This is a genomic window from Bacteroides stercoris ATCC 43183 (assembly GCF_025147325.1).
GTDB classification, from domain to species: Bacteria; Bacteroidota; Bacteroidia; order Bacteroidales; family Bacteroidaceae; genus Bacteroides; species Bacteroides stercoris.
This window is the reverse complement of the sequence record NZ_CP102262.1, coordinates 3,742,255-3,765,968: the sequence shown is the minus strand read 5'-3', so window position 1 is coordinate 3,765,968 and position 23,714 is coordinate 3,742,255. Positions and strand designations below refer to the sequence as shown.

At 45.5% G+C, this 23,714-nt stretch carries 23 protein-coding genes and 1 pseudogene; 9 read left to right on the top strand and 15 right to left on the bottom strand.

The window, feature by feature from the left end; translation table 11 throughout:
- Positions 1-76: 76 nt before the first annotated feature.
- From NQ565_RS16045 to NQ565_RS16025, 5 genes and pseudogenes are all read left to right on the top strand, one after another.
- Complete coding sequence (locus NQ565_RS16045) at positions 77-721, top strand: DUF1643 domain-containing protein (RefSeq protein WP_005819844.1); 645 nt, start codon at positions 77-79, stop codon at positions 719-721.
- Positions 722-771: 50 nt separating this feature from the next.
- Entirely contained in the window at positions 772-1,578 is an 807-nt protein-coding gene (locus tag NQ565_RS16040; RefSeq protein WP_005656977.1) for a DUF6591 domain-containing protein, read from the top strand.
- A gap of 185 nt (positions 1,579-1,763) precedes the next feature.
- A pseudogene (locus tag NQ565_RS16035) lies at positions 1,764-2,537 on the top strand (DnaB-like helicase C-terminal domain-containing protein); the annotation flags it as partial.
- 50 nt (positions 2,538-2,587) lie between these two features.
- Entirely contained in the window at positions 2,588-2,929 is a 342-nt protein-coding gene (locus tag NQ565_RS16030; protein WP_005656973.1) for an ISAon1 family transposase N-terminal region protein, read from the top strand.
- A gap of 10 nt (positions 2,930-2,939) precedes the next feature.
- Positions 2,940-3,908 (top strand): ISAon1 family transposase, encoded by a 969-nt coding sequence (locus NQ565_RS16025; protein ID WP_445291860.1) that lies wholly within the window; start codon positions 2,940-2,942, stop codon positions 3,906-3,908.
- A 639-nt stretch (positions 3,909-4,547) separates the two neighbouring features.
- On the opposite strand, the gene NQ565_RS16020 is transcribed toward NQ565_RS16025, so the two are convergent.
- Together NQ565_RS16020 and NQ565_RS16015 are read right to left on the bottom strand one after the other, a co-directional pair.
- Positions 4,548-6,950, bottom strand: a complete 2,403-nt coding sequence (locus tag NQ565_RS16020) for a S8 family peptidase (protein ID WP_005656967.1) — start codon at positions 6,948-6,950, stop codon at positions 4,548-4,550.
- A gap of 13 nt (positions 6,951-6,963) precedes the next feature.
- A complete protein-coding gene (locus NQ565_RS16015; protein ID WP_005656965.1) occupies positions 6,964-7,923 on the bottom strand; it encodes an AAA family ATPase in 960 nt (319 codons plus the stop codon).
- Positions 7,924-8,246: 323 nt separating this feature from the next.
- On the opposite strand from NQ565_RS16015, the gene NQ565_RS16010 reads away from it, so the two are divergent.
- Complete coding sequence (locus NQ565_RS16010) at positions 8,247-9,134, top strand: toprim domain-containing protein (protein ID WP_005656963.1); 888 nt, start codon at positions 8,247-8,249, stop codon at positions 9,132-9,134.
- A 71-nt stretch (positions 9,135-9,205) separates the two neighbouring features.
- On the opposite strand, the gene NQ565_RS16005 is transcribed toward NQ565_RS16010, so the two are convergent.
- The 3 genes from NQ565_RS16005 to NQ565_RS15995 form a co-directional block, all read right to left on the bottom strand.
- A complete protein-coding gene (locus NQ565_RS16005; RefSeq protein WP_033572557.1) occupies positions 9,206-9,985 on the bottom strand; it encodes a DUF4121 family protein in 780 nt (259 codons plus the stop codon).
- A gap of 384 nt (positions 9,986-10,369) precedes the next feature.
- Complete coding sequence (locus tag NQ565_RS16000) at positions 10,370-10,672, bottom strand: helix-turn-helix domain-containing protein (RefSeq protein WP_005656957.1); 303 nt, start codon at positions 10,670-10,672, stop codon at positions 10,370-10,372.
- A 7-nt stretch (positions 10,673-10,679) separates the two neighbouring features.
- Positions 10,680-10,964 (bottom strand): helix-turn-helix domain-containing protein, encoded by a 285-nt coding sequence (locus tag NQ565_RS15995; protein ID WP_040316234.1) that lies wholly within the window; start codon positions 10,962-10,964, stop codon positions 10,680-10,682.
- A 470-nt stretch (positions 10,965-11,434) separates the two neighbouring features.
- On the opposite strand from NQ565_RS15995, the gene NQ565_RS15990 reads away from it, so the two are divergent.
- A complete protein-coding gene (locus NQ565_RS15990; protein WP_005636803.1) occupies positions 11,435-11,728 on the top strand; it encodes a helix-turn-helix domain-containing protein in 294 nt (97 codons plus the stop codon).
- Positions 11,729-11,784: 56 nt separating this feature from the next.
- A complete protein-coding gene (locus NQ565_RS15985) occupies positions 11,785-12,489 on the top strand; it encodes an NYN domain-containing protein (RefSeq protein ID WP_005656955.1) in 705 nt (234 codons plus the stop codon).
- Between the two features lie 83 nt (positions 12,490-12,572).
- Here NQ565_RS15985 and NQ565_RS15980 read toward each other — a convergent pair whose 3' ends face one another.
- The 10 genes from NQ565_RS15980 to NQ565_RS15935 form a co-directional block, all read right to left on the bottom strand.
- On the bottom strand, positions 12,573-13,364 hold the full coding sequence (locus NQ565_RS15980; RefSeq protein WP_005656954.1) for a PRTRC system ThiF family protein: 792 nt from the start codon (positions 13,362-13,364) through the stop codon (positions 12,573-12,575).
- Positions 13,361-14,062: a prokaryotic E2 ligase family D protein gene (locus NQ565_RS15975; protein WP_040316233.1), complete on the bottom strand. Its 702-nt coding sequence runs from the start codon at positions 14,060-14,062 to the stop codon at positions 13,361-13,363. Before NQ565_RS15975 ends, NQ565_RS15980 begins: the two co-directional genes overlap by 4 nt.
- Before the next feature lie 10 nt (positions 14,063-14,072).
- Positions 14,073-15,182 carry a hypothetical protein gene (locus NQ565_RS15970; protein WP_005656952.1) on the bottom strand — a complete coding sequence of 370 codons (1,110 nt, stop codon included), beginning with the start codon at positions 15,180-15,182 and terminating at the stop codon, positions 14,073-14,075.
- A gap of 36 nt (positions 15,183-15,218) precedes the next feature.
- Positions 15,219-15,440 (bottom strand): PRTRC system protein C, encoded by a 222-nt coding sequence (locus NQ565_RS15965; protein ID WP_005656951.1) that lies wholly within the window; start codon positions 15,438-15,440, stop codon positions 15,219-15,221.
- A gap of 22 nt (positions 15,441-15,462) precedes the next feature.
- Positions 15,463-16,551: a PRTRC system protein E gene (locus NQ565_RS15960; RefSeq protein WP_040316232.1), complete on the bottom strand. Its 1,089-nt coding sequence runs from the start codon at positions 16,549-16,551 to the stop codon at positions 15,463-15,465.
- Positions 16,552-16,570: 19 nt separating this feature from the next.
- The gene (locus NQ565_RS15955) at positions 16,571-16,780 is read right to left on the bottom strand and encodes a hypothetical protein (protein WP_005656949.1); all 210 of its coding nucleotides are present in this window, start codon (positions 16,778-16,780) and stop codon (positions 16,571-16,573) included.
- 18 nt (positions 16,781-16,798) lie between these two features.
- A complete protein-coding gene (locus tag NQ565_RS15950) occupies positions 16,799-17,011 on the bottom strand; it encodes a hypothetical protein (protein ID WP_005656948.1) in 213 nt (70 codons plus the stop codon).
- Positions 17,012-17,306: 295 nt separating this feature from the next.
- Entirely contained in the window at positions 17,307-19,076 is a 1,770-nt protein-coding gene (locus tag NQ565_RS15945; RefSeq protein WP_005656946.1) for a DNA topoisomerase, read from the bottom strand.
- Between the two features lie 73 nt (positions 19,077-19,149).
- Positions 19,150-19,419: a DUF4099 domain-containing protein gene (locus tag NQ565_RS15940; protein WP_040316179.1), complete on the bottom strand. Its 270-nt coding sequence runs from the start codon at positions 19,417-19,419 to the stop codon at positions 19,150-19,152.
- 54 nt (positions 19,420-19,473) lie between these two features.
- A complete protein-coding gene (locus tag NQ565_RS15935; RefSeq protein WP_005656944.1) occupies positions 19,474-21,309 on the bottom strand; it encodes a DUF3945 domain-containing protein in 1,836 nt (611 codons plus the stop codon).
- 853 nt (positions 21,310-22,162) lie between these two features.
- On the opposite strand from NQ565_RS15935, the gene NQ565_RS15930 reads away from it, so the two are divergent.
- Complete coding sequence (locus tag NQ565_RS15930) at positions 22,163-23,386, top strand: tyrosine-type recombinase/integrase (RefSeq protein ID WP_005656940.1); 1,224 nt, start codon at positions 22,163-22,165, stop codon at positions 23,384-23,386.
- Positions 23,387-23,714: the final 328 nt, after the last annotated feature.

Below are 23,714 nucleotides of genomic sequence, written 5' to 3'. Positions count from 1 at the left end.
TTTGAATTTGTAAAGATGAAAAAAAGATTTATCTTTGTGCTTAGAAATGCTAAGCAACGCAAGAAAAACTATGAGTATGAACAAAAAAATAATGCAAAAGGGTTGGTTTTATGAATATGAGGTTGAAGAAAAATATCGAAGAAGCTATAATTGCGAACTTACAGATGTGCGTTACGTGTTAGGGGAACAATTCGATACGGATAAACGGAATGTATTGATTTGTATTGGCGTCAATCCTAGTATGGCAATGCCAAACTTCCTTGATCCAACACTAAGGAGAGTGCAAGCCTATACAAAAAAAAGCGGTGAATATGGAGCATGGTACATGTTGAATGTCTATCCGCAAAGAGCGACTAATCCAAATAATATGGATACAGATGATAATTATTGCATGGAGATTCATCTACGTAATCTTGCAGCCATAGAAGAACTGTTATCTACTATTGAACAGGCAGATGTGTGGTGCGCTTGGGGTGCGGTTATTGACGATACAAAACGGACATACTTGTCTGAACTGTTATTCGGAAATGAAGATAAGAACATACAAGGTATAATCAGTTTGTTCAGTGGAAATTATCATTTCAAAGCATATGGGGCTACTATAAAGGGCTATCCCAAGCATCCCCTTTTGATAGAAAAAGAAGCCAAATTGAAAGTTTTAAACGAAGTGGGATTGGAAGAATTATCAGATAGAATTAAAAAAGTATTATACGATAACTAATAAAATTATTAATTTATTAAACAACAAATTATGAAAGTAAAAGTGTTTTTATGGTTGTAGGAGCTTTGTTTTTAGCTTCTTGTGGAGGTAATAAACAGACGAAATCGGAAGATAAGACTGTTGAGTTGAAACCTTATGAGAAAAAAGTAAAAGGTTATTTGTCGGATGTCTTTGAGGTTGTTGAAGGTACATATAAAATGGAATGCAAACGCAATATGTTTCTTGAAGGACAAATACAAATAAAAATTAAATCCATAGGTAAAGGAGAGCCATCAGATTATGGATTCCATGATGGCAATCATGGACCACTCTTCTTAACCGTTTGTAATAAGGAAGGACAACCTATAGCTAATTTTACGGATATACCAAGTAGTTTTGAGGCTGATGGGCTTCTAAAAGATATGGTCTCTAAAGAAGGGGATGAAAATTGGATACTATTTAAAGATTTCCTAAAGGACATACTACCCGAAGATGCTGCTACATTTTTTATCACTAGCAAAAAGATTGAAAAAGATAAGAGGGGCTCATTAGCAAGTCGTAATAATGAAAGCGAAGATAACGATGAAGATGATACACTCTCTGATACAGGTGATAAAAAATGGGACAAAATGCTAGACGACTACGAAGCATACGCTGATAAGTATATAACAATGATGAAAAAGGCAAATGATGATGATAGCTTGGACGCATTATTTGATTATCCCGACTTACTTGAAAAAGCAAAGAAGTTAGAGAAGAGCTTGAAAGAAGCTGAAACATCAAAATCATTAAGCTCAAAACAAGTGAAACGGATGGCTAAAATTCAAGTCAAAATGATGAATGCCATGTCTGAAATGAATGATGACAGCGAGTTGTGAGAAGCGAGACATTGAAGTTATGGCGTCCCCACAAACCTTATTGAAAAATCCTAAAATAAGGTATAGATATATTTTTAGAGAAGCCGCTGCAGCATCATTGTAGCGGCTTTTTCTGTGAGCTATGTAGGAAATGATATATGCACTATGATTACTTTGCGACATTAAGACTAAATAAGGAAAAGAATATGAGAAGGTTAAATATATTCAAGTATAAACATGTAAGTGAGGATGCTATACAATCTGGTTTTACAGAATTGGATAACATCACATGCGGTTGGAAAAATGGGGAACTAATTGTGATTGCCGGACGTCCGGCAATGGGAAAAACGGCATTTGGATTGTCGATGATAAAAAATATCGCTATTCTTAATAGGGTTCCAGTTGCTTACTTTAGCCTTGAAATGTCTACAGTACAATTTATGAATAGGTTTTTATCAAACATAAGTGGTATCGAACGGTTCAAGTCTAAATTATACAATAAAAAAGAACAAATCTTATTGGATGAGGCAGAAAAAGTAATAGACAATGCTCCTGTCTTTTTGGATGACACGCCTGCGTTATCAATTTATGAACTTCGTACTAAAGCATTTCGCCTTGTGCGAGAATATCAAGTAAAGCTAATAATAATTGACTATCTCCAATTGATGAATGCCGGTGGTATGACTTTTGGTAATCGTGAAGAAGAGGTTAGTGCAATTACTCGTTCACTCAAAGCATTGTCTATGGAATTGAATATTCCTATCATTGCTTTCTCTCAGTTAAATCGTGGTGTAGAATCACGTGAAGGCATTAATGGAAAACGTCCTCAATTAAGTGATCTTCGAGAATCCAGAACTATTGAACAAGATGCGGATATGATTTGCTTTATTCATCGTCCCGAATGTTACCATATATACCAAGATGAAAAAGGGAATGACCTACATGGGATGGCTGAAATCATAGTGGGTCAATGTAAAAACCTGAGGGGTAAATTTATAAATTGTTATCTTTGTCTCCAAATTCATAGCTTATGGAATTAAACGGTTATCGCCTTCTTCTTCCTGAAGGCACTTTAGACTACTTTGATCTTGTTGATGTGAAGGAAAGCGTAAATGAAGTTGTGATCTACCTTGAGGAGAAAAATATCGTTCCTGAGAAGTATACAGATCAGGATATTGAGAGTAAAGGCTTTTATGATCCTGTTATTGTTCAGGATTTTCCTCTTCGTGGCAAGAAGGTCTTCCTTAATATTCGTCGTCGTCGCTGGCTCTTAAAGAAGCATAATGAGTATATCTCCCGTAACTGGCGTATGGTGGCTGAAGGTACTCGTATGACGCAGGATTTTGCGTCTTTTTTAAAAGAACTGTATTGATAACTATCCGATCAGTTGCAAGCTCTTAGGTGTTTTATATGGAGTTGACGGGGATTTATTGGAGCGTCAATACCGTAACCATCTAAGTGGTTATCTCCATTGGGACCAACTTGTTCATGCAGAGGATTGGCTACTATTCGAAAAGAATATCGGTGCTTATATCTGTATTGATGAGGTAGCCCTCTCGCGTGGGGAACTCTATACTGTACTGACCAATAAAGAAGCTCACGGTGGTAAAGGTAGTATGATTGCCATCATTAAAGGTACGGACGTTCATACGGTCACTTCTGTCCTGCTTAAGCTCTCCCGTCGCCGCCGTTACCAAGTGCGCGAGATAACCTTGGATATGGCTCCTAACATGGAGCAGATTGCACGCATCTGCTTTCCTGCGGCCAAACGTGTTACCGATCGCTTTCACGTACAGAAGTTAGCTTATGAAGCTGTGCAGGAGATGCGTGTAAAAGCTCGCTGGGAGGCTTTGGATGAAGAGTCCACTCAGCTTGCTTATGCAAAGGCCTGTGGAAAGATGTATCATGCACCTGTTTTCGCTAATGGAGATACAAGAAAGCAGTTGTTAGCGAGAAGTATTTATCTGCTTTACAAGAAGGAATCCTTATGGACTCAGTCTCAAAGAATACGGGCTGAAATTCTTTTCAAGGAATATCCCGATATAAAGAAAGGATATTATCTGTCTATGCGGTTAGGCTTAATCTATCATCAGTGTAAGTTTAAGGATATTGCTTTGACAAGGCTGGCAAGGTGGTATGATGAAGTAGATAAATCGGGGTTCCTCACCTTTGGAAGGGTCGCACGTTCTATACAAACACATTATCTGGATATAATCAATTTCTTTGAAAGGAGGGCAACCAATGCCGCAGCAGAGTCATTCAATGCTAAAATCAAAGCATTTAGAGCACAGTTCAGAGGAGTAAGAGATAGAGCTTTTTTCTTATATAGACTTGCTAAATTATATGCTTAAATATAAAATCCCTCAGATTGTTACGTTGACCCGAAAATACACACGGTCATGGAGAGAAGGGTAGCAAGTGATATTCTGTTGAATGCTTTCCATGAAAGATACTCACCATTCGAAAAATGTGCTGTAAAATTCAGTACCGTTGCCAGAATTGTCAGGGTAGAAAGTGTTGCCGGAAAGATATACTGTGAGTCAATCATAGTTAAAAGGATTTGGTAAGGCCATTAACGAAAAATCCTTGAATTTCATTGAAATTCAAGGATTACATCATTTTTAAAAGTGGTGCCACCAGGAATCGAACCTTTTGCTTTGGTTTATTCTAACTCCTTGAATGACTGCACATTTATTACTTTATCTTTTATGAAAGCCATTGAATTAGCATCACACTAAATTCATCGCTTTTCTTGACTAATCTGGTAATCTTTATCTCTTTGAGATTGCAAAGATAATAAAAAGGTTCGATTTCTGCAAACTAATGCATATTTTTTTTGCCTGTTTTTTGTCAACGATGTTGTTTATATCTATAGTCTCTGCCTACAGTGTCATTGAAACAGTAATTTGTATCTGATGTAAATAAAGACATTGTGTTTCCGCATATGCTTTATTAATAATCAAGTGCTTATTAGATTTTTTCTTTATTTCCTATACTTCTTGCATTATTTGTACTCCTATTCTATTACTGATAGCCGTTTCTACGGCATCGTAAATTTCAGTTTTCGTTGTCTCTATTGATACGATAAGTGAATATTTGATAACATTATCAACATTAGCTAATTTCCTTTCTTTCCACCATCCTTGGCCTGGATAAATAATTATCTGCCCGCAAGAAGCCAATTCAGCGGCCGTACATTCAATCCAGTCAGATTGTACAGTACCTTGTTCTCTACGTTGTTGTTTGATGGTCCATCTGTTAGTATCATTGTCAGTTCTCTTTTCTCCTTCACTTTTATTTCTTCTGCAAAGAAACTCTTCCATACTCTCGCTTGCACTTTTCAAGTCGAAATGCAGCGTAGCAGATGGATAACGATACTTGTTGCTTCTTCCCGCATATCCAGGAGACGGCTTTACATAATAAGATAGTGTGATTCTTATTTTTACATTTTCTTCTCCCATTTGTTCCAGCACCTCTGTTGGCCAAGGCAAATCATAAAAGTGCAATTGATTATAGGTGTTTGAACCATCTTTTTCCCAATAGGGTATTAACTCATTTTCAAATATAAACGTTGCATATTTTTCATTACTGAATAAGGCCGTCTCTTCATCAGGAACGCCATAGCCGCATAAAGGTATAATATCCTTGATATTACCGATACGTATCATTTCCGGTGTCCATTTGGCAGAATGTACCATCATGCCACGAACAGACAACATGGAAAGAGCTGGTGTTGCTGTTTTTATTTTTGCCGCAAGACGTGTCGCTAATGCTGTAGCCGCACTTGTGGCATGGAACTGTTCCAATGATTCCGCCAAATCTTGGCAGGTAGTAATCAAACTTAAATCAGGATGTGTCGTTGTTTGAAAAACAGGATGATAGGCTATATTACCTCCTTCCATGACTATTTCAGGCTTATTGCAACCATTTCTCCAACTCCACGAACTTCTTGACATGGGTGACAGATTCCCTGGAGCTGCCAGTGCCTTGTAGCTTTCATCTGTTACTATCGTTTTCTCCGTATATGCTCCGACTGTTAATGCGTTCCATGCTTGAGCCGGACTTTGTACAGCATTGGCTTTGCAGGACTCCAGATAATTTGTGGCATCTACTTCAGGGGGCTCAATGTTGCCCGCTGAAACGAGCACCAAGCGGTCACACTTGCCATTATGGTATATGCTTTCATCCAATGACGCAGAACTTGACGTTGACTTTCCGTCATACGATGTACCATCAGTTACAGCCATACATTGTATAGATGCCCCCATAGTCTGAGCCTGATAGATAGCATCTTCAATTACCGCTCCATAGAAATCCGGATCTGTTGTATGACCGTTCTCAACAATCTTCACGGAAGCCAAGTCCTGTTCTATGATTATCGGACCTCCATGTCGATAAGTTATATCCGTCAAATCTCCATAAAGCATAAGTCCGGCCATACCTGTACCATGGTCACTGTGGTCTGTTGTATCCGGCACGCTGATAGCACTTTTCATTCTGTCATTAGGAAGAGCAGGTGCCAGCAGTTTATGGGCATTGTTGACGCCTGAGTCCAACAAGCCTATTCTTGTACTGTCTTTATCAAGCGCAAATTGGATTTCTCCTTCAATCAGTTCACTCCACTCGCGACTTTCGCTCCGATTTTTTATAAGTATCGATGGCTGATGATAGGGACGCACTCCTTCTATATAACCGATAGATAGCGGTAATTCACATAACTGTTGTTTGGTTGCTTTTATCATCCAAACATCTACTCCATCAAAATCCAAATGATTTTTACCTGCTTTTAAGATAGCAAGTTTATCCAAGACATCTGATAATTTTACTGTGTCATATTCCTTTGTTTTGGTTATCCACAACTCGAATAAAAAGGCTTTATTATCAGGTAGTTTATCGAAATCTTCTGTAGATGTATAGAGCGCATGTATATCTGCCGGCTTAATGGCGTTGATAGGTTCAATCAAGCCTGTATTTTTAGGTTTGCCTGTTTTCGTATTATACTTTTCATCGGCATACTCGTCTGCCTTCTTGCTCAGCCAATCTTTTTTTTCATTTTTGATATATACGGTTACATCAACATTTCCGTCACTTTTATCTTCGGAGATTTTCAGAATGGATGCTCCACTACTTTGGGCTAACTTTTGGGGAACCAATTTGGGAGACATGTCAAGGTTTATATACACACCATCCGCAGACGGTAAACCACACTTTTCCCTTTCAGAAAGAGCCGTGATGGCATATTCAACGACTGCATTATAGCTTTCCTTGATAAATGCAGCATGTTCTTGTCTGTTCCTTTCAGGAATAACAGGTGGTGGTACAACCTTTGCTCTTGGAGTGAAAGAACGGGGTTCTGCTATTTGGTTACCTAAGAAAAAATGTTCCTTTTGCATATTATCTCCTTATTCAACTTATTTCACGGCAAAGTTGATTCCGTTTGTCAACGACCATCTTTACCAATTCTATATTCATTGGCACATCATTTAACAAAGATTCTTTGAATATATCAGAACATACCATTTTTATCTCTGCATGGCTCATACCTTCAAACAGAGGTGCTGCCATGGAATAATCAAGTTCTTTAGCCGCATATAGATATTCACGCAACAGATGAATACGTTGTCCGGAGTCTGGCAAGCGATATTCAATAACGTCATCAAAACGTCGAAACATCGCTTTGTCTATCGAATCAATGGCATTTGTCGCTGCTATAATGAAACTGTCTGATGAGTCACGTTCCAACAATTGAAGAAATGTGTTGAGTATTCGGCGCTGTTCACCTACTTCATTTTCCATTCCACGCTGAGCACCGATAGCATCGAATTCATCAAAAAGATAGACTGCGGGAACCTCATCTATAAAATCAAAGATACGGCTAAGTTTCTGTCCTGTCTCACCCATGAATTTTGTAACGACTTTCTCTGTCCTCACAATAAATAAAGGAAGATTCAACTCTTTAGCCAATACTCCTGCTGTCATAGTCTTGCCTGTCCCAGGTACGCCATAGAGCAATAATTTGCGGCGATTGGCAAGTCCATATTTTCTAAGTTCTTCTCTCTTTGTAAATTCTTTGATGACTCTTTCTATCTTTTCTTTCAATGTTTTGTCCGTCACCATATTTTTCAAGCAATCGTATGTCTCAACTTGAAGCAATAAGTCATCCACATCTTTATTACGTGGAATAAGCTTTAAAGCACTAAAAGATGTTTTTCTTTGACTTAAAAGCTCCTGGATGGTTCTTGCTAATACTGCATGACCATTCTTTGCCTCTACAGCAGAAATCTGGAGAGCAACTTTTCTAAATTGTGCATCATCGTTATTCAGATGATTACGTATCAAAGACAATATTTGGTCCGCATTTGCCATCTATAAATCAATAATTATTGCTTTGCAAAATTACTATTTTTCCGTCTAATTCCCTAATATATTATCAAATATCACCAATGTCGCCAAACTTTTTGAGGAATGTTTATAGTTTGTATAACAGATTTATGATTTAAGGAGTGTATGTAAAACACACAAATAGTAATGGAAATGATAAATCATATGGTAACATGTTTTTATATTAGGTTGCTTGTCGTCTAATGACTTTTGATGCCATCTGATGACACTGTTTTGTCTGTTTCGGGTATAAAGCGGTTCTTTGTCCTATGTGTTAATCGTGAATTAATTCATGAAAAAGATATGTCATGAACATACAGGAAGCAAAGAACATCAGGCTTGTTGATTTTTTAGCTGGATTCGGACATGAACCGGTAATACAGCGTGGGAACAGCGTATGGTATAAATCGCCCTTCAGGACGGAAAAGGAGGCCTCTTTCAAGGTAGACCTCCATAAGGAACTATGGTATGACTTCGGTCTGGGGAAAGGAGGGGATATTATAACATTAGCCAAGGAGATTTATCGGACACAGGATGTAAGCCGTGTGTTACGGTGTATTGAGGATAAAAGGACGGTTTTGAAGCCGGCTACTGTCTCCTGCCCTTTTGAAAAAGCGTATCCCGCCTTTCAGGACTTGAAAATCACGCCTCTTGCCAACCGGATACTGCTTGCCTATCTGGAGGAACGGTGCATTGATACGGAAACGGCCCGAAAAGCATGCAAGGAGGCTCATTTTAAGCGGAACGGGAAAAATTATTTTGCCATCGCTTTCCCTAATATTTCCGGAGGGTACGAGATACGGAACAGGTATTTCAAGGCTTGTATCGCTCCCAAGGACATCAGTTGTATCATCAGCTCACCGGAGAGCGGGATTTGCTATATTTTTGAGGGGTTTATGGATTTTCTGTCTTTCAGGGCGGCTTTTCCATCCTTGGAAGAGGGGGATTATATAGTGTTGAATTCTGTCAGTAACTTACAGAAAGCTTTTTCTTTCCTTTCACGATATGATGGCATCTGTTGCTGTCTGGACAATGATACGGCCGGAAAAAATGCGGTGCAGGCATTAAAGGAGAAATACGGAATCCGTATATGCGATCTCTCGCATGAATATTCCGGATATAAGGACCTGAATGAATATCTGTGCGGGAAAAACAACCGGCTCCATAATAATAGAGGAATTGAAAAGACAGTCTGATGGTGTACCCTCGTTTCCTTCCTGCCGCACGTGGCAGGAAGCGGGTTGATTTTTAATGCGGCGATACTGTGTTAATAGTAGAATGTGGTCAGATGTGTTTTATGGTCTTTTACAATCTTTACTTCCTGCATCTGTCCGTATATCTCACGCACGGATACCGGACAGTCCATCTTTTCCCATTCTTCCGGGGAAATCCTCATGTCGGAATGCCTGAAACATAGCATGACCATTTCCGGAGAACCCTCTTCTGCGAATATGAAACCTTCATGGTCGTCGACAAACTGCCTGAGTCCATCCTCATCCTTGCAGGATATTTCTCCGGTGTACATATCCCCGCCCGGCCGGGTGTTTTTGCGGATATGGATTTTGAACCATTCCCGGCTTTCCGGATGTTCAGGTGCGTCACACTCCCACAGGGCTATTTTCGCATCGTAGTAAACCTCCCCGTTTTCACATGCCCCGTAATGCCCCCAATGCTTGAAACGGCCGGTAGTCCATGTATTGAACCTTACATCGCCTGCCTTTACCAACACGCACTCATCGCCATGCATATCGCATTTGATGCCCTTTTTATCCCGGGACACGAACGGGACACAGGAGAAATTCCGGAGCACGATGTTATCTCCATACACGGCATCTACGAAGAACGGCCGGGAACGTTCACCGTATCCGGAAATAAAGAACAGGCTGTCACCTGTACGGGGATACCGGTCGGAACGTGTCTTTTCGATGTGTTCCACCATTGCGTTCGCTTTCTCTATGTCTTCCTGGACAAGCCCGTGCATCCGGTCATACCAGTAGTTCAGGCGGATGAACGTTTCCTTGCAATACTTGTTTTTTGTTTGGATCATGGTCTTTTTTATTTTATGGTTAAACATGCCCGGCTTTGGTAAAGCCGGTATTTCTTTTCTTATATGCATCCGTTTGTCTTTTGCCCTGATTGTGCAAGGCTTGGCGAAAAAATACCGCAGCGAAGCGAGGATGATTTTTTCAGCCAACCGGTCCAAAGGACCGCCTTGCTCGATCAGGGGCAAAAGGCTACCTTTGCAGGTAAGAAACAGAAATGCGGAACACTGCTTGATTCCAAGGTGGAAAACCTTTGCCTCGCAACCTGATATATCCCCCCAATAAAATCCGGCAAGGAAAATCTGTTTTTAAAAGATTCCTTGGTTCATATGTCTTACATTGAACAGTATAAGGAAGCACTTGAAGTCCGGATATTTCCCAAACGGACATTACCGGTTATCAAACGCCTCCACCCTGTTTCTTTCCAACAAAGCAAGGATGTCCTTCTCCTTATATAGTAATTTGCCTCCTATCTTGTAGTAAGGCAGTTTGCCGTTTATCCTGTACTCTGCCAGCGTCCTGCGTGTCAGTTTCAACTGTTCGGCAAGCTCACAATCCGTAATGTAACGTTCTCCGTTCAGAACCGGACGTAATTTCTCCTCCTGCTTGTCCAGCATTTCGGACAGGCTGTCTATGCTCCGGAAAAAACGAATGATTTCCGGGGTTTCTTTGGTCAACAGGGATTGGATCATCTTGCTTTTAAGGGGTTATACGGTGAATGTTGTTTTCCATAAAACAGATAATATCCTGACGCTTGTAATACACCTTACGGTCTATATAACTGTAAGGGATGGCCCTGCTTCTGCGAAGCTGCAACATCTTTCTTGGAGAGACGTCCATGAGCATACAAGCCTCCTGGTTGTCAATCCAGTCGTCCATACCGGATACGCAACTTCCGCATGTTTCACACATTTTTTGGGCAACGGCTTCCAGAGCCTCATTCATTTCCATGAATGTTTTAGCCTCGATACATACAAACTCCATAAACTTCATTTTTTGTCGGATACGAAAATATGAAAGGGAACATTCATGTCCAAAAGGATGTCGTCAAATGACATCAGATGTCATTAAACGTCATATGTAACAGAGGGCTGCAGGGGCAAACTTCAGGAAAATGCTCTGAAATAAATATTATCAACCATATATGTTGAATACCTTGTGTGGAAGCGTCATCAATTTATCCGGTTTTAAGAATATAGGCGGGGTGGTATCTGTAACTTGTAAAGTTTACATTACGGACTTTACAATTTTACACTTCAAAATTTTACACATACCATCCACTGATAAAAATTACGCAATGTTATTTGCTTGATTATCAACAGAATGTGATATATAACTAAGTTAATACCGGCACTCCGGCATAGATTTTTCACTAAAGATGGCATATACTCTCGAAAGTGCGCACAAGAAAGGGTATTTCAGTAATAACCTTTAAAAGACAGGAGAGATACGCCATGATGTATATAGACAATGAAGTGCTTGAGAAGATGATAATGACCATAGTGGAAGGTTTTGACCGCATAGAAAAGAAGCTGGACAGGATGGGGCGTGTGAAGGATTTCATGAACGGGGACGAGCTGCTGGACAATTATGATATAGCCAGGCTGCTCAACGTGTCGCTGCGGACAGTCGCCCGTTACCGGGAAAAGGGGCTGATCCGCTATTACCAGACGGACGATAACGGAAAGAACTTCTACAGAAGCTCGGAAATACAGGAATTCTTGCTGAAACGCGGAAAGAAAAAATGAACGTGGGGGTATCAATATGCGGAAGTTATGCTAACTTTGTTTCATAAACAGTTGTTATGAAGACAAATACCAATTCCAGATATGCCGTCGCAGTCCTTATTGACGGGGATAACGCCTCCTTTGAGAAGATGGAGGATATAATGGGCTTTGTTTCCCGTTATGGGGATGCCATCGTGAGACGAATTTATGGAGACTGGACGAAGAAAGCGCTTTCCGCGTGGAAGGAAACTGCCCGGGAGCATGGATTCAGGCTTGTACAGGCTTCCTCCCATGCTCCCGGAAAGAACACGACGGATATTGCACTGGTCATAGACGCGATGGATATCCTTCGTGACGGGCGGGCGGACTGTTTCTGTCTGGTAGCCAGTGACGGTGACTACAGCCTGCTTGCCCAACGGATACGGGAAGCCGGATTGAAGGTGCTGGGATATGGGGAGGGCAAGACTCCCGTATCGCTGGTACGGTCCTGTTCCGTGTTCCTGTATGCCGACCGGAAGGAAAACAAGGTTTCGGACAATACTCCCGAATTCTTTATCCGAAGGGACATGGAGTATTTTGACAAGGCTTTTGAGCAAGCGGCTGACGGCAAAGGGGAGGTGTCCCTTTCGCTGATCGGCGGCGCATTGAAAAAAATGATGCCCAAATTCAAGGTCAGGAGATATGGATGCAAGACATTGGGCAAACTCTATGAAAGGCTGGACCGGTATGAGCTGGTCATGACGGAAAAGGGAGTGGCAAGTGCCGTGCGGCTGAAAGGCTGAACCGCACGGCGGGAACAATCAGGAATCGTCAGTTTTCTTTTATGCATGGTAAGGATGCATAAAAGAAAACTGACGTTTATTGTCTATATCGGAATGGGATTTATCCGTAGTGTATCGAGATTGAGATAGGCTCCCCGGTAGAATGTCCTTCCTTCCCTGAGCATACGCCACAGGATGTCGCAGCCGGTTTGTGCCAGTATGGAATTGATGAAAAGGTCCTGCTTCTGCAAGGCTTCCGCCAGCGAGCAGCTCGGCCCCGAATCCTTTTCCTTGATGGTGGAGTAGCGTACTTCTTCGGTAATGACATTCATGCGGGGAACGGGCAGGTATTCGTTGGAGACGGGCTGGAGAATCTTGCCACGGATGTTTCCTATCAGGACCTGTCCGGTGGTCCGGGCATTGCCGAAGTCCATCCAGTATATGGGCGACCGCTCGTTGTTGGAAGTGTGTTCCCGGTGTTTCTTCAGGAACCGCCAGAGGTTCATCCGGGAGCGGATGTTGTCGGTGCAGGTGACGATGATGTTCGCCAGGGCGGGCTCTTCCCGGTCTGCGGAGGCTTTCAGCGGATAACGCTGCCCTTTTGCCTCCCACGAGAAGCCGAAAAAACGGTTGATGCGGGTCACAAGTGCCGCAGCCTTGTTCAATCCGAGTTCCGATCCGCTGAACAGCTGGCGTCCGATGTTCGCTTCCGTGACGGTATCGGGGTCGAAGACCGTCACGTGCAGTCCCGGATGTCCTAGCGCCTGTAATGCCACGCTTATCCGCGCCAGGCCGGTGGCCACCTGTGAGCCTGTTCCGCCCGCACCGATTACGAAGATGGTCACGGGATGGTAGGGATTGAGCAGGTATCTGTCTGTATAATGAATCTTTTTCATGCCAGTAAGTCTTTAAGTTGTTTGTTCATGGGGTTCAGTTCGTTCTCGTCAAACGGATTGGTGCGTGCCTTTTCCGTTACCGAGACCAGGTTGCTTCCGGTCGGGTTCCTGTTTCCTCCCAGATGGGAGAATTCGCTGAGCCAGAAACGTTTTTCCCAATACTCGAGGAGTTTTGAGAAAGTCATGTCTTCCGGGGGAGTCAACGCGGCGTTTCCCAGACAAACACTGCTGCCCGTGACATTGAAGAAAGGGGCGAGGAAAAGCGGGCTGTTTTCCACCGGTTTTTCCCCCTTGTAGGAGAAAATGTCCAGCCTGCCACCGGAAACCTTGTAGATCACGCCGGGCACATGGAATATCCCGTCAGGAATATTCAGGCTTCCGGCAAAGAACATCTGCCGTTTTCCCGGAGGATTGTACCAGATATACCTCTCGTGCCCCTTACGGGTATCACACCACAGCATGTTGGCGGGGATTTTCCCGTGCGGCACGTTCCGCCTGTCATCCGTATAGGATTCCACCAGGGAGTCCATGAACTCATAGGTGACAGGCATGGCAGCCTCCATCCTGCCCCTGTCATTGATGGGATGCAGTTCGAGGTAATGCATTCCGTTCCCATAGCGGTTCTCACGGTATTCATACGCGATCAGTGCCGCCTTGGGCACCATCACCTGTTGTAATTTATTGGTCAGTTCATTCATATCGTTCATTTTAGAAGTTGTCAGCTATATGTTTTGTAAAACGTGCCAGCCATTTTGAAAGCTTTTCCGGGTAGTCGCCCATTTGGAAGAGACAGTCCGTTTCCGGTGTCAGGAACCTGTATGTGACCGGGGTAAGGGCATAAGTCTCCTGATAGTCCGAATTCATAAATCCTTCCATGCATTCAGCCAGCGTGTCACGGGTAGAGTAGACCAGCATGACCTGGCTTTCCATTCCCACCGGGTAAAAATCACGCTCCTCCTCATACGCCCAATCGTACAGGTAGTCTGTGAGGTTCGGGCTTTCCGGGGTGATCAGTGCCATACCCTCCCTTATCAATTCCAGTAGTTTTTGTTCCTTCCCTTTTTTTGTCCGGTAATTCCGTGCAGCCTCTTCTAGAGAGTTGCAGAACGGTTTTCCCGACATCCGTTTGAGCGCTTTCGCCCGTTTTCCTGACTGGTAGGAATCCGCCAGCCGCTTGTTCGTCCTGATTTCTTTCGGGGAGGCGTCGGAATCCCGGTTTTCCCAGTCTTCCAGTTCCTCTATGGCGAAGTCATAGCAAAACGCCTCGGTGACATTGCAGACTCCGTGATGCCGGACGAATTGCCGGATGAACTCCCTGACAATGTTCCTCAATGGTATGGGAAGCCGTTCCGTAAAGTCGATGGGAATCCAGAACAATGTGGGTTCCGGCCAGTCGTGATGGCGGAACAGACAGAAATGGAGCCTTCCTTCTTTCTCTTCCAGATTGACACATTCCGGCACGCTCTCCTCCATCGCCTTGTACAGTTCGGTGATTTTCAGACGGGGGCTGCCCCCTTTCCTGTATCGGAAAGGGAGCTTTATACCCATAAGTCCGGCATAGTTCGATGCCGATTGGTAGAGATAGTCAAAATTCTCCGGTGTCGTGAGATTGACCGGGGAACCGTCATATCCGTCCTTATGCCAAAAATCCGGTGCAAGGGGAGGAATTTTATCTGTCAGAAAATCATGACGCTTCCCGGTGGCGGCAGTATCCTCCTTTTTTGTCCCGATGTTCCTCTTCGGATGTCTGACGGGTCGGCCGATCGGATAATGAGTCCCGCCAGGTTCTCCTTGGTTGATTCTGAGAGCTGTCTGCATGGTTTGTCCTCCTTTTTCTTTCTCTTATCCATACGCTTATCCTTTCACTCCGATAGTTGTCTTGAAGCGGTAGACCGCCTTGTCTTCCTCCCATTCCGGTCCGTGGACGGTCGCCGTTGTCAGTTCGGGATAGGTCATGGAGTAGAAGTCCATCACCTCGTTTACGGACAGGCTACTGTCCGGGTCGCTCAATACCAGTTCTTTAGAGTCCTTCCTGAATTTGAAAATTCTCTGCAATCCTTTGATTTCAAGTGCCATAATTTCTCTTCTTTTATAAGGTTTAACAATATACCATGTCCATTTGTGCCATGTCCGTCATGCGGCATTCCTTCGGAAAATCCGGATATTCCGCATACGGGTCTTCCCTGAGCATTTCCCGGTCGTCCTCGCAGTCCTTGTCGAAGTTGTACATTGCAGCCTCTTGCGGTTGCCGGAGGTATTCACGCTCCTCATAAGTTCTTGCGGCCTCCTGTACCGGTGCATATCGTGGCTGTGGCGGAGCCGGTTGCATCCATTGCTTTTCGTCTATTCGTGCCTGTTGCATCTGTACCGGTTGATGAAACTGGATTCCTTGCGGTTGTGGAACTGCCTGTTGCGGAACCGGTTGCGCTTGTGGTACGGAAATAGTATATTGTACGGATTGTGTTTGCGGCTGTCCGGTAAATGGCGTTTGCTGTCCGGGATGTACAGCTGACCGGGGCGGTTGCGGTTGTGAAACGGGTTGTGGAACCGGAGCCGGCTGCTCGGGCAAAAACATCGGGATTTGCTCTCCGCTCCGGTATTGCGATGCCGGGGCTGCCGCCGGTTGCGATGCCGTCTGTTGTGGAGCAGGCTGCGGCTTGGACACTGACGGTTGTTCCATGCCGAACAGGCTTCCCTCTGACGCCTTTTTCTGTACTTCCGCCATTTTTTCGTCGATTTCCTTTTGCTTGTCCGGAAGTGCCAGCACCTTTGCCTGCTTGAGCCATGTCAACGCTTCGGAATAGCGTTTGCCGGTCATGGCATCCTCAGCCTTCTTAAGCAGTTTTTCCATCTTTTCCCGTTTCTCGCGGACCTCTTTGGACTCTTTTTCCGCAGCAGACCTGGCGGCTTTGCTTTGTGAGACAGCCTGTTCCGCCTGCTTCTCGAACGTTTCCAGGTTGGTAAGGATGCCCTGCGCTTTCTGTACAGGTGTGCCGACAGCCTGCAGGAAGCCCGCATCCAGCTCTTCCGGCGTGCCGTTCAGGATGAGCGGAACGATGCGCTCCCCGTCCTTTACCCCCGACCGCCTGGGAACAACGGCCACCGTCAGGTTGCTGTTTACTCGTCTGATGTTGATACTCAGGTCTGTGCCTGCCGTGATCATTTGGTTGATTGCTTGAAAAAACATAATGGTAAAATTTAAAATGTTATACATAAGTTTCCTTGAAAAAATCCTTCAGGATTCTCTGCCTGTCCGGATTTGAGGCTACGCCTCTCAACGACTCCAGATAGTAGCCGATACGTTTCGGTCCATCCGTCGTATCGGGAATCCGTTTTTTAACAGGTCTCACACGGTTTGTGGCGGGCCATGCAGCCGGCATAACCGGAGCCGGCGGGGTGAATGTAGCGGTTCTCATGTCTTTACGCTTTAAGGATTATACAAGCATGCCCATGACGGTCAGGGCAATAATTATTTTTACAATGAGGGTGAATGTCCTGAAGAGGAGGCTGATGAGCGTTCCCGACAAAAGGAACAGGACGGGCAGATACACGGGAATGATCCCCTTGCTGTAGAGCAGGCATATTCCCGTAAGCAAAACCAGTGAGACCGTTTGCTTGCAGATGTTTTCGATAAGTTGTAGTTTCATGTTTTTAAATTTTTAAGAATGAATAATCCCATCGGGATATGTTTTCCCGATTTTATAGGCCTCCGGCCCTTGGATTGCCTTTTTGCGCAAGGCTTGGCAAAAGAAAATACCGCAGCGTAGCGAGGATGATTTTCTTTTGACCAACCAAGCCCCCAAAGGGGGCCGCCTTGCGGCAAAAACGAGGCGATCCAAGACCTTTGCCGCTTAAAAGCGGAAAAACGTATCTTGTACATATAAAAAAGAAGTACAGACAGACTGTCTGCACTTCCCTTGTCTTGTTGGCTTTGACATTTGTTTATGTGGTTCCCTGTGGTTTTTCCATCGGATGGTTCCGGAATATCTCGCCTGTCACCTCATTTACCGTTTCCAGCACGCCGTCCAGGAACTTTTCCTGCGAGAGTTCCCCCCGTTCTATCCGTGCCAGTTCTGTTTCCCAGCCCGAAGTGAGGGAAGCATCGGCCACTTTCATACTGCGTACCGTTTCATACAGAAAAAGCCCTTTAGGGGTCGGGACGACATATTTACCCGAATAACGGATGTATTTACGTTCCAACAGCGTGCGGAGAATATTCGTGCGGGTGGAGACGGTGCCCAGTCCGGCCTTGTCCATGTAATCCACCAGTTCCTCGTCCGTATAAGGGGAGACCGGTAACGATTTCTTATGTATAAGGCTGCATCCTGCCACCGGCAGCATCTCTTCCTGAAAAAGATCCGGCATCACCAGGTAAGGCATACAGCCTTTTGCGACAAGATGTTCCCTCTCGAAAATTCCGAGCCATCCTTTTTCCAAGATGCGGTATGTACGGATGCGGAATTTACGTGCGGCACACACCGTATCGACGGTTGTGTATTCCACCTTGCAGGGCGGCATGAACGTTTCAAGCATCCTGCCGACAATGAGCGTGTAAACCAACATTTCCTCCCGGTCCAATTTACCGGGCTGTGTGCCTGTGATGATGATGGCATGATGCTCCATGGTGTCTTGTGCCTCAATACTGTCCCGTGGCGCGGCAAGGTCAACCGTATCGGCATATTGTCGGAACTCCTTGCGGGACAGCATCTTTTCCATGACAGGCGGTAACGTGTCATATACATCCTTTGGCAACAGGCGACTGGAGGTGCGCGGATAGGAAATCAGCTTCTTCTCGTACAGGCCTTGTGCAATCTCCTGCACCTGTATGGCCGTCAGGCTATGGTAACGGTTCGCATCTTTCTGCAGTTCGGCCAGGTTGTAAAGTGCCGGTGCCCCGATTTCCTCCGTCCGTTTCCCTACCGCTGTGATGCGGACACTTTTTGCCGCCTTGCAATCCTCGTACAATGCCAGTGCCTCCCGGCGGACCACAAGGTCGTCCACGTGACGCATCTTTAAGATACGGTCATTCTTGCACAGGCTGATGAATACGGGCCAGCAGTCAGCCGGCATGTGGTTCTCCCTATCCCGGTACCGTCTGCATATCTCCGCCAGTACGGGTGTCTGTACCCTGCCCAGCGAATTGTTCCCGAAGCCTACCGCCTTGCAGATGGCATAGCTTGAATTGACCCCCAGAAGCCAGTCCGCCCGGTTACGGCTGTCCGCCGCAAGGAACAGGTTGTCGAACCGGTCACATGGAAGGAGGTTCGCCATACCTTCCGTGATGGCCTCGTCCGTCAGAGACGAGATCCAGAGGCGGAGGCAGGGTTGTTTGCATCCCAGAAAACCGTAAAGATGGCGGAACAGCATCTCTCCTTCCCGGGAGGCATCGGTTGCCGCAATGATGGTGTCGCATGCGTTGAGCACCTTGGCTATCACTTTCAACTGGAGCACCGCATTGATGTCGGGATTCCACCCGGTATCCGTCTTCACGTGCCTTACTGTCAGGAAGGAAGGCGGCAGCAGGGGAAAGTCCTTCCACTCCACATGGGCTGTCCCTGAATCCTTCGGCATTGCCAGGGAGAGCATGTTGCCGTATGTCCATGTCACCATGTAGCCGTTCCCGGTCATATAACCGTTCTCTTTTCTGTCGGCTCCCAACACTCTTGCTATCTCTCTGCCCACGTTGGGCCTGTCAGTCACTATTGCGATCATATTCTTTTTCTTTTTGATGCCCCGTACCGGATTGGGCAGTACAGGGACAGGTTAAACTTATTTTATTTTTTTGTTATTTCTTTGGAGATTCCTCCTGACGGATGCCGTTGATTTCCATGATTGTCCTGTTGTTGTCACCGGGTACCAGTTTGAGTGTAGCGTCCATGGTCAGGCTGATTACCGGGGTACAGAGTTTCAACGGGATGATTTCCGACTCCTTGCCTTGCAACAACAGGTCAAGGTTGCCGTCCGCTTCCAGTTGCTCCTTGCTGATACCCACGGCCTTCAGGCCGGGCCAATCAATATCTTTTACATTATAAGGGATGTTCCGATTCGTATTCATACGGTTTGGGGATTTGATGTTTGTAAAATTCATTTTGTTTCTCTCTGATTGGGGTTATACCGCTTGTTTTGCGCCCTTCTTTTGTTCCTGCTGCTGGCCTTGGGCGGTATCCGCCTGTGCTGCACGACGGGAAGTATCCCTGCGAATATCAGGGTTCTCTTGGAAATACTGCAACTGTCCGGAATAAGGGTTTACTTTCAGGTAGGAACTGAACGTTTGCCCGTTGTTTTTCAGTCCTTCGACCAGGAGGGTCTTCCCGTCCTGGAGGTTCGCCTTTTCCTGCGCCGTGAATACATGGCCGTAAACCTCCGCCGGGATACGTGGTGCCTGCTGCTCGTTGAACCCATCCGGCGTGCGTGAGTACATCGTCCTGCCGGTATTCATGTCCAGCTTGACAAATGCGGAGAATTCCTCTCCCTTACGGTTGATCATGTTTTCCAGATAGACGGCCTGCCCCTTGCGCAGAACCTCCTTGTCCTCGGCTGTCAGCTGCACGTTGCAGATTTCCTTTGGAATATAGATTTCTCCGGTTTCCGGATTATGACGGGTGTAATTCGGCCGTCCCGTCGTCTGGTCTATCGTGACAAACGCGGAGAAAGCCCCGTCCCTGTTCTTGAACTTCATGTCCTCGACCAGGATGGTATGTCCCTCGCTGAGCATCTTTATCTGGGTGGGCGAGAGTGGCACGCCCCCGATGGACTTCTCGTTGAATACCTGGTTCTTCGGGAAGATGAACTCCAGCCCCCTGCGCTCGGCACTGTATTGAAGCGTGGCGTCAAACTCCTTCCCCGCCTTGGAGGTCATCCCCTCCACCTTGACGGGTTGTCCCTCCTTCAGCAGTCTGATCTCCTCGTCCGTAAGTCTTACCCCGCTCACTTCCTGCGGGATGTAGACATGTTCCTGCCGGACAGCGACCAGCTCGTTGGTGTTTTTGTCGATGGAGATCAGGCAGGGGGTGTACTCGCTGCCACGCAGGTTGAGTTCCACCGCACGTCCCATGTTGCCGGTCTCACGCAGGTTCTTCTTGTCTTCTTCGCTAAAGTTAAACCCGAAATAAGGGCGTTCCAGTTGCGGTTCCTTGCGTATACCGTGAACGGCCAGCCCCACCTGCCCGTTCTCTTGTGGTATGAGCGAGAGCCTCGCATCCAGTTTGGCTGTCAGCACGCCGGGAATGTTAAGTGTCAGCGGCACCAGCTTGTTGGTCTTGTAACCTCTCAGCATGGAGTCAAGAAGTCCTTGCTGTTCGAGTGTCGCCTTTGAGATACCGATCTTGTCCAATCCCTCCCAGTCGATCATGTTCTCATTGTAACGATAGCGCGGGCCTTGCGGCTCTTGCGGCACCTGCTGTGCCTGCGGTTGCTGTTGTTGCTGGGATGCTTGTTGTACCTCACTCTGTTGCAGGGGTTCCTGCGGTTGCGTTTCTTTTTTTGCCATGGCTGTCTCTTGTTTATTCATGTTTTGTTCCTCTTTGTTCTCTCTCGGACGGATCTCGTAGCGTTTGAGGAACTCCTTCACCACGTCCGTCTTTTTCCCTTCCGCCAGGTCCTTGATCGCCTGCTTGTTCACCTTGTAGTCGTGGAAGGTCATGCGGAGCAGGCGGAAATGGGTCGGTTCCTTGAACTGGCTCCAGAAATTCTTGATGAAGTTTTCGAGTATGCTCGAGTTCTTGTCGAATTTCAGGAATGAGTTTTCATTCTTCTCGTCCGCTGGAACCGTCTTGACCTTCCCGTCCTTGTCGATCTCGCTGACCACTTGTACACCGGCTTTCGGATCGCTCTTGTTATGAATCATCATCAGCTCGGTGATCTGTTCCACCAAAGGGGCATCGTTCATGACCTTCGGTTTCCGGGGCTGTCTAGGCTTTTCGTTCGGGCTCTTTTCTTGTGCCATACCTTTTCTTTTTGGGGTTAATAAATTGCTTTGACACTTCAAAAATATGGGCTAAATCCGAATAAAACACTGATTTTCAAAAAGGTGTCATCAGGTGTCATCAGATGTCATCAAATGTCCGAAAGACTGGTTTTCCGTGAGAGAAACATGCCGTGAAAACAAGGATATGGTATGCAGGGGAAGGGCGAAAAAGCCGGCACGGGCGCAAAGGGAGGATTATGCAGAGCAGAGGGAGCTGAAGTCCCTGTCTTCTCATGGGGCGGCGTTTTTTTCATAAGACATTGCCAGGTCTGCCCATATATCCCGTACTTCCTGCCGGATTTATTAGGGATATAAAGGAGGCCCTCCTTTTTTCATCAATGACACGGTCATGCGTCGCGTCGGTCGCAGTGAGTCCCTATAATCTTTCCCGAAATCAAAACCATTGTCCGGGCGTTTGTTTCCATGTGTATTTTCCGCGACTTGTCGCAAGGAAAATACTCATGGAAAGCGAAGCCGGAACGCCCGTGACAATACGGTTTTGATTTATCTTTGATTATAGGGAACTCGCTGGTATCCGTCTGTTTTTACGAATTTCCCAGAAAACATATACTGTCTTGTTGTTTATGCGATATAAATATTTCTAGACTTGTTCCACGGAAAAAACGTCGCTTTTCATTTTCGGACTTTGATTCTTTACGAGGCTATTTGGACTGTCTTTCAAGAAGATTTACAGAGTTTGGCATCGGCATCAGGTGATATTCGGTGTTCCAAGTGGAGAAGCGGAATCCATGACTAAATATTTTCTTCCTTCAACAATATAGCCCACGGGTTGTATCTATGTACCTATTATTCATCATAAAACAGACTATATATGGCTACCATTAAATTAAAATTCCGTCCGTCGACGGTACAGGGTAAGGCCGGCACGCTCTGTTACCAGCTTTGCCACCGTCAGGAGAACAGGCAGATTACCACCGACATGAGGATATTTCCCGAGTGGTGGAATGAGACGAAACGTGAGCTTGTCGCTGTCCCCGGCAATGAGAGGGTCCTGACCGCCTACCGGAAACGGGCGGAAAAGGAGATGCGTGACATCCGTGAGATTATCCGCGAGCTGGACTGTAGCGGAGAAACATACACCTTGTCGGAAATACTCAACCGCTATCGCTCCCTGCCTTCCGAGCCCGGTTTCCTGTACTACATGAAAAAAGAGATGGAAACGCTTTGGGAGAATGGCCAATACGGCACCTCTCGTAATTACCGGCGTGCACTGAACAGCTTTTCCGCTTTCCTGGACGGTGACGACATTCCTTTTTCATCGTTGGATTCCGCCCTGGCGTGTCGGTATGAGTCATGGTTGTGGCAACAAAAGGTAGCGAGAAACAGCAGCTCGTTCTATATGCGGATTCTGCGTGCCGTCTATAACAAGGCCGTAAAGCAAGGTCTTGCGGTGCAGACCTTTCCGTTTCGTGAGGTTTATACAGGAGTGGCTCGCACATCGAAGCGTGCCGTGGATGAGGAAACCATTCGGAAGTTACAGCGGCTTGACCTATCCGGATCACCGGCTCTGGCACTTTCAAGAGATATGTTCGTGTTCAGCTATTGCGCCCGTGGGATGGCGTTTGTGGATATGGCCTATTTGAAAAAAGAGGATGTAGGTGGAGGACGAATCACCTATTATCGTCATAAGACCGGGCAATACCTGACACTCCGCATAGAGCCGTGTATGGTAACGATATTGGAACGGTATGGGCGGACTTGTCCGGAAAGTCCATATCTTTTCCCCATCCTTACCGATGAACAGCCGGAGCTGGCTTACCGTCAATATCGGACCGGATTGAACTACCATAACCGAAAGTTGAAACGGTTGGGCAAATTGCTTGGCGAACCATTACCTTTGTCCTCATATACGCCACGCCACAGCTGGGCTACCGCCGCACGCAACCACGACGTACCGATTGCCGTCATCAGTGCGGGGATGGGACACAGCAGCGAAAGGACTACGCTTATTTACTTGGATTCTTTGGACAATGCCATAATAGATAATGCGAACGAGAAGATTTTGAAGGGTTTGAACGATACCATTTCTATGTAAGAGAGGGTAAAAACACACTGCAAAGGTAATGATTCTCAGTAAAACTGAAAAGTAAAATAAACGTTTTTATTTCCTTATTTTACCCCCCCCCATTTACAAACAGCTGATTATCAATAATTTATATTACTAATTTAATATGAATCAAAATAGTGCCGTAATAAGAATATAAAATAAAAGGAGAACGTTGCATTTTCCATTCGAGCGTATTTTCGAGTCTAAAACCGAGCAAACCGAGCAAAAATGTACTTTTATAGCAATGTATATTCTTGATTATCAGAAAAAAACAACATGTGTACCCTCTCTTACATAGAAACGGTACGAATACGGG

Excerpts from the sequence above, each read along its gene's own strand:
- NQ565_RS16015 (WP_005656965.1), bottom strand. The coding sequence starts at position 7,923 with ATGGCAAATGCGGACCAAATATTGTCTTTGATACGTAATCATCTGAAT.
- NQ565_RS16030 (WP_005656973.1), top strand. The coding sequence starts at position 2,588 with ATGGAATTAAACGGTTATCGCCTTCTTCTTCCTGAAGGCACTTTAGAC.
- NQ565_RS15995 (WP_040316234.1), bottom strand. The coding sequence starts at position 10,964 with ATGGAGTTTGTATGTATCGAGGCTAAAACATTCATGGAAATGAATGAG.
- NQ565_RS15950 (WP_005656948.1), bottom strand. The coding sequence starts at position 17,011 with ATGAAACTACAACTTATCGAAAACATCTGCAAGCAAACGGTCTCACTG.
- NQ565_RS15960 (WP_040316232.1), bottom strand. The coding sequence starts at position 16,551 with ATGTTTTTTCAAGCAATCAACCAAATGATCACGGCAGGCACAGACCTG.
- NQ565_RS16045 (WP_005819844.1), top strand. The coding sequence starts at position 77 with ATGAACAAAAAAATAATGCAAAAGGGTTGGTTTTATGAATATGAGGTT.
- NQ565_RS15935 (WP_005656944.1), bottom strand. The coding sequence starts at position 21,309 with ATGGCACAAGAAAAGAGCCCGAACGAAAAGCCTAGACAGCCCCGGAAA.
- NQ565_RS15990 (WP_005636803.1), top strand. The coding sequence starts at position 11,435 with ATGATGTATATAGACAATGAAGTGCTTGAGAAGATGATAATGACCATA.
- NQ565_RS15965 (WP_005656951.1), bottom strand. The coding sequence starts at position 15,440 with ATGGCACTTGAAATCAAAGGATTGCAGAGAATTTTCAAATTCAGGAAG.
- NQ565_RS15975 (WP_040316233.1), bottom strand. The coding sequence starts at position 14,062 with ATGAATGAACTGACCAATAAATTACAACAGGTGATGGTGCCCAAGGCG.
- NQ565_RS15970 (WP_005656952.1), bottom strand. The coding sequence starts at position 15,182 with ATGCAGACAGCTCTCAGAATCAACCAAGGAGAACCTGGCGGGACTCAT.
- NQ565_RS16040 (WP_005656977.1), top strand. The coding sequence starts at position 772 with ATGGTTGTAGGAGCTTTGTTTTTAGCTTCTTGTGGAGGTAATAAACAG.
- NQ565_RS16010 (WP_005656963.1), top strand. The coding sequence starts at position 8,247 with ATGAACATACAGGAAGCAAAGAACATCAGGCTTGTTGATTTTTTAGCT.
- NQ565_RS16000 (WP_005656957.1), bottom strand. The coding sequence starts at position 10,672 with ATGATCCAATCCCTGTTGACCAAAGAAACCCCGGAAATCATTCGTTTT.
- NQ565_RS15930 (WP_005656940.1), top strand. The coding sequence starts at position 22,163 with ATGGCTACCATTAAATTAAAATTCCGTCCGTCGACGGTACAGGGTAAG.
- NQ565_RS15985 (WP_005656955.1), top strand. The coding sequence starts at position 11,785 with ATGAAGACAAATACCAATTCCAGATATGCCGTCGCAGTCCTTATTGAC.
- NQ565_RS16020 (WP_005656967.1), bottom strand. The coding sequence starts at position 6,950 with ATGCAAAAGGAACATTTTTTCTTAGGTAACCAAATAGCAGAACCCCGT.
- NQ565_RS15980 (WP_005656954.1), bottom strand. The coding sequence starts at position 13,364 with ATGAAAAAGATTCATTATACAGACAGATACCTGCTCAATCCCTACCAT.
- NQ565_RS15940 (WP_040316179.1), bottom strand. The coding sequence starts at position 19,419 with ATGAATACGAATCGGAACATCCCTTATAATGTAAAAGATATTGATTGG.
- NQ565_RS15945 (WP_005656946.1), bottom strand. The coding sequence starts at position 19,076 with ATGATCGCAATAGTGACTGACAGGCCCAACGTGGGCAGAGAGATAGCA.
- NQ565_RS15955 (WP_005656949.1), bottom strand. The coding sequence starts at position 16,780 with ATGAGAACCGCTACATTCACCCCGCCGGCTCCGGTTATGCCGGCTGCA.
- NQ565_RS16005 (WP_033572557.1), bottom strand. The coding sequence starts at position 9,985 with ATGATCCAAACAAAAAACAAGTATTGCAAGGAAACGTTCATCCGCCTG.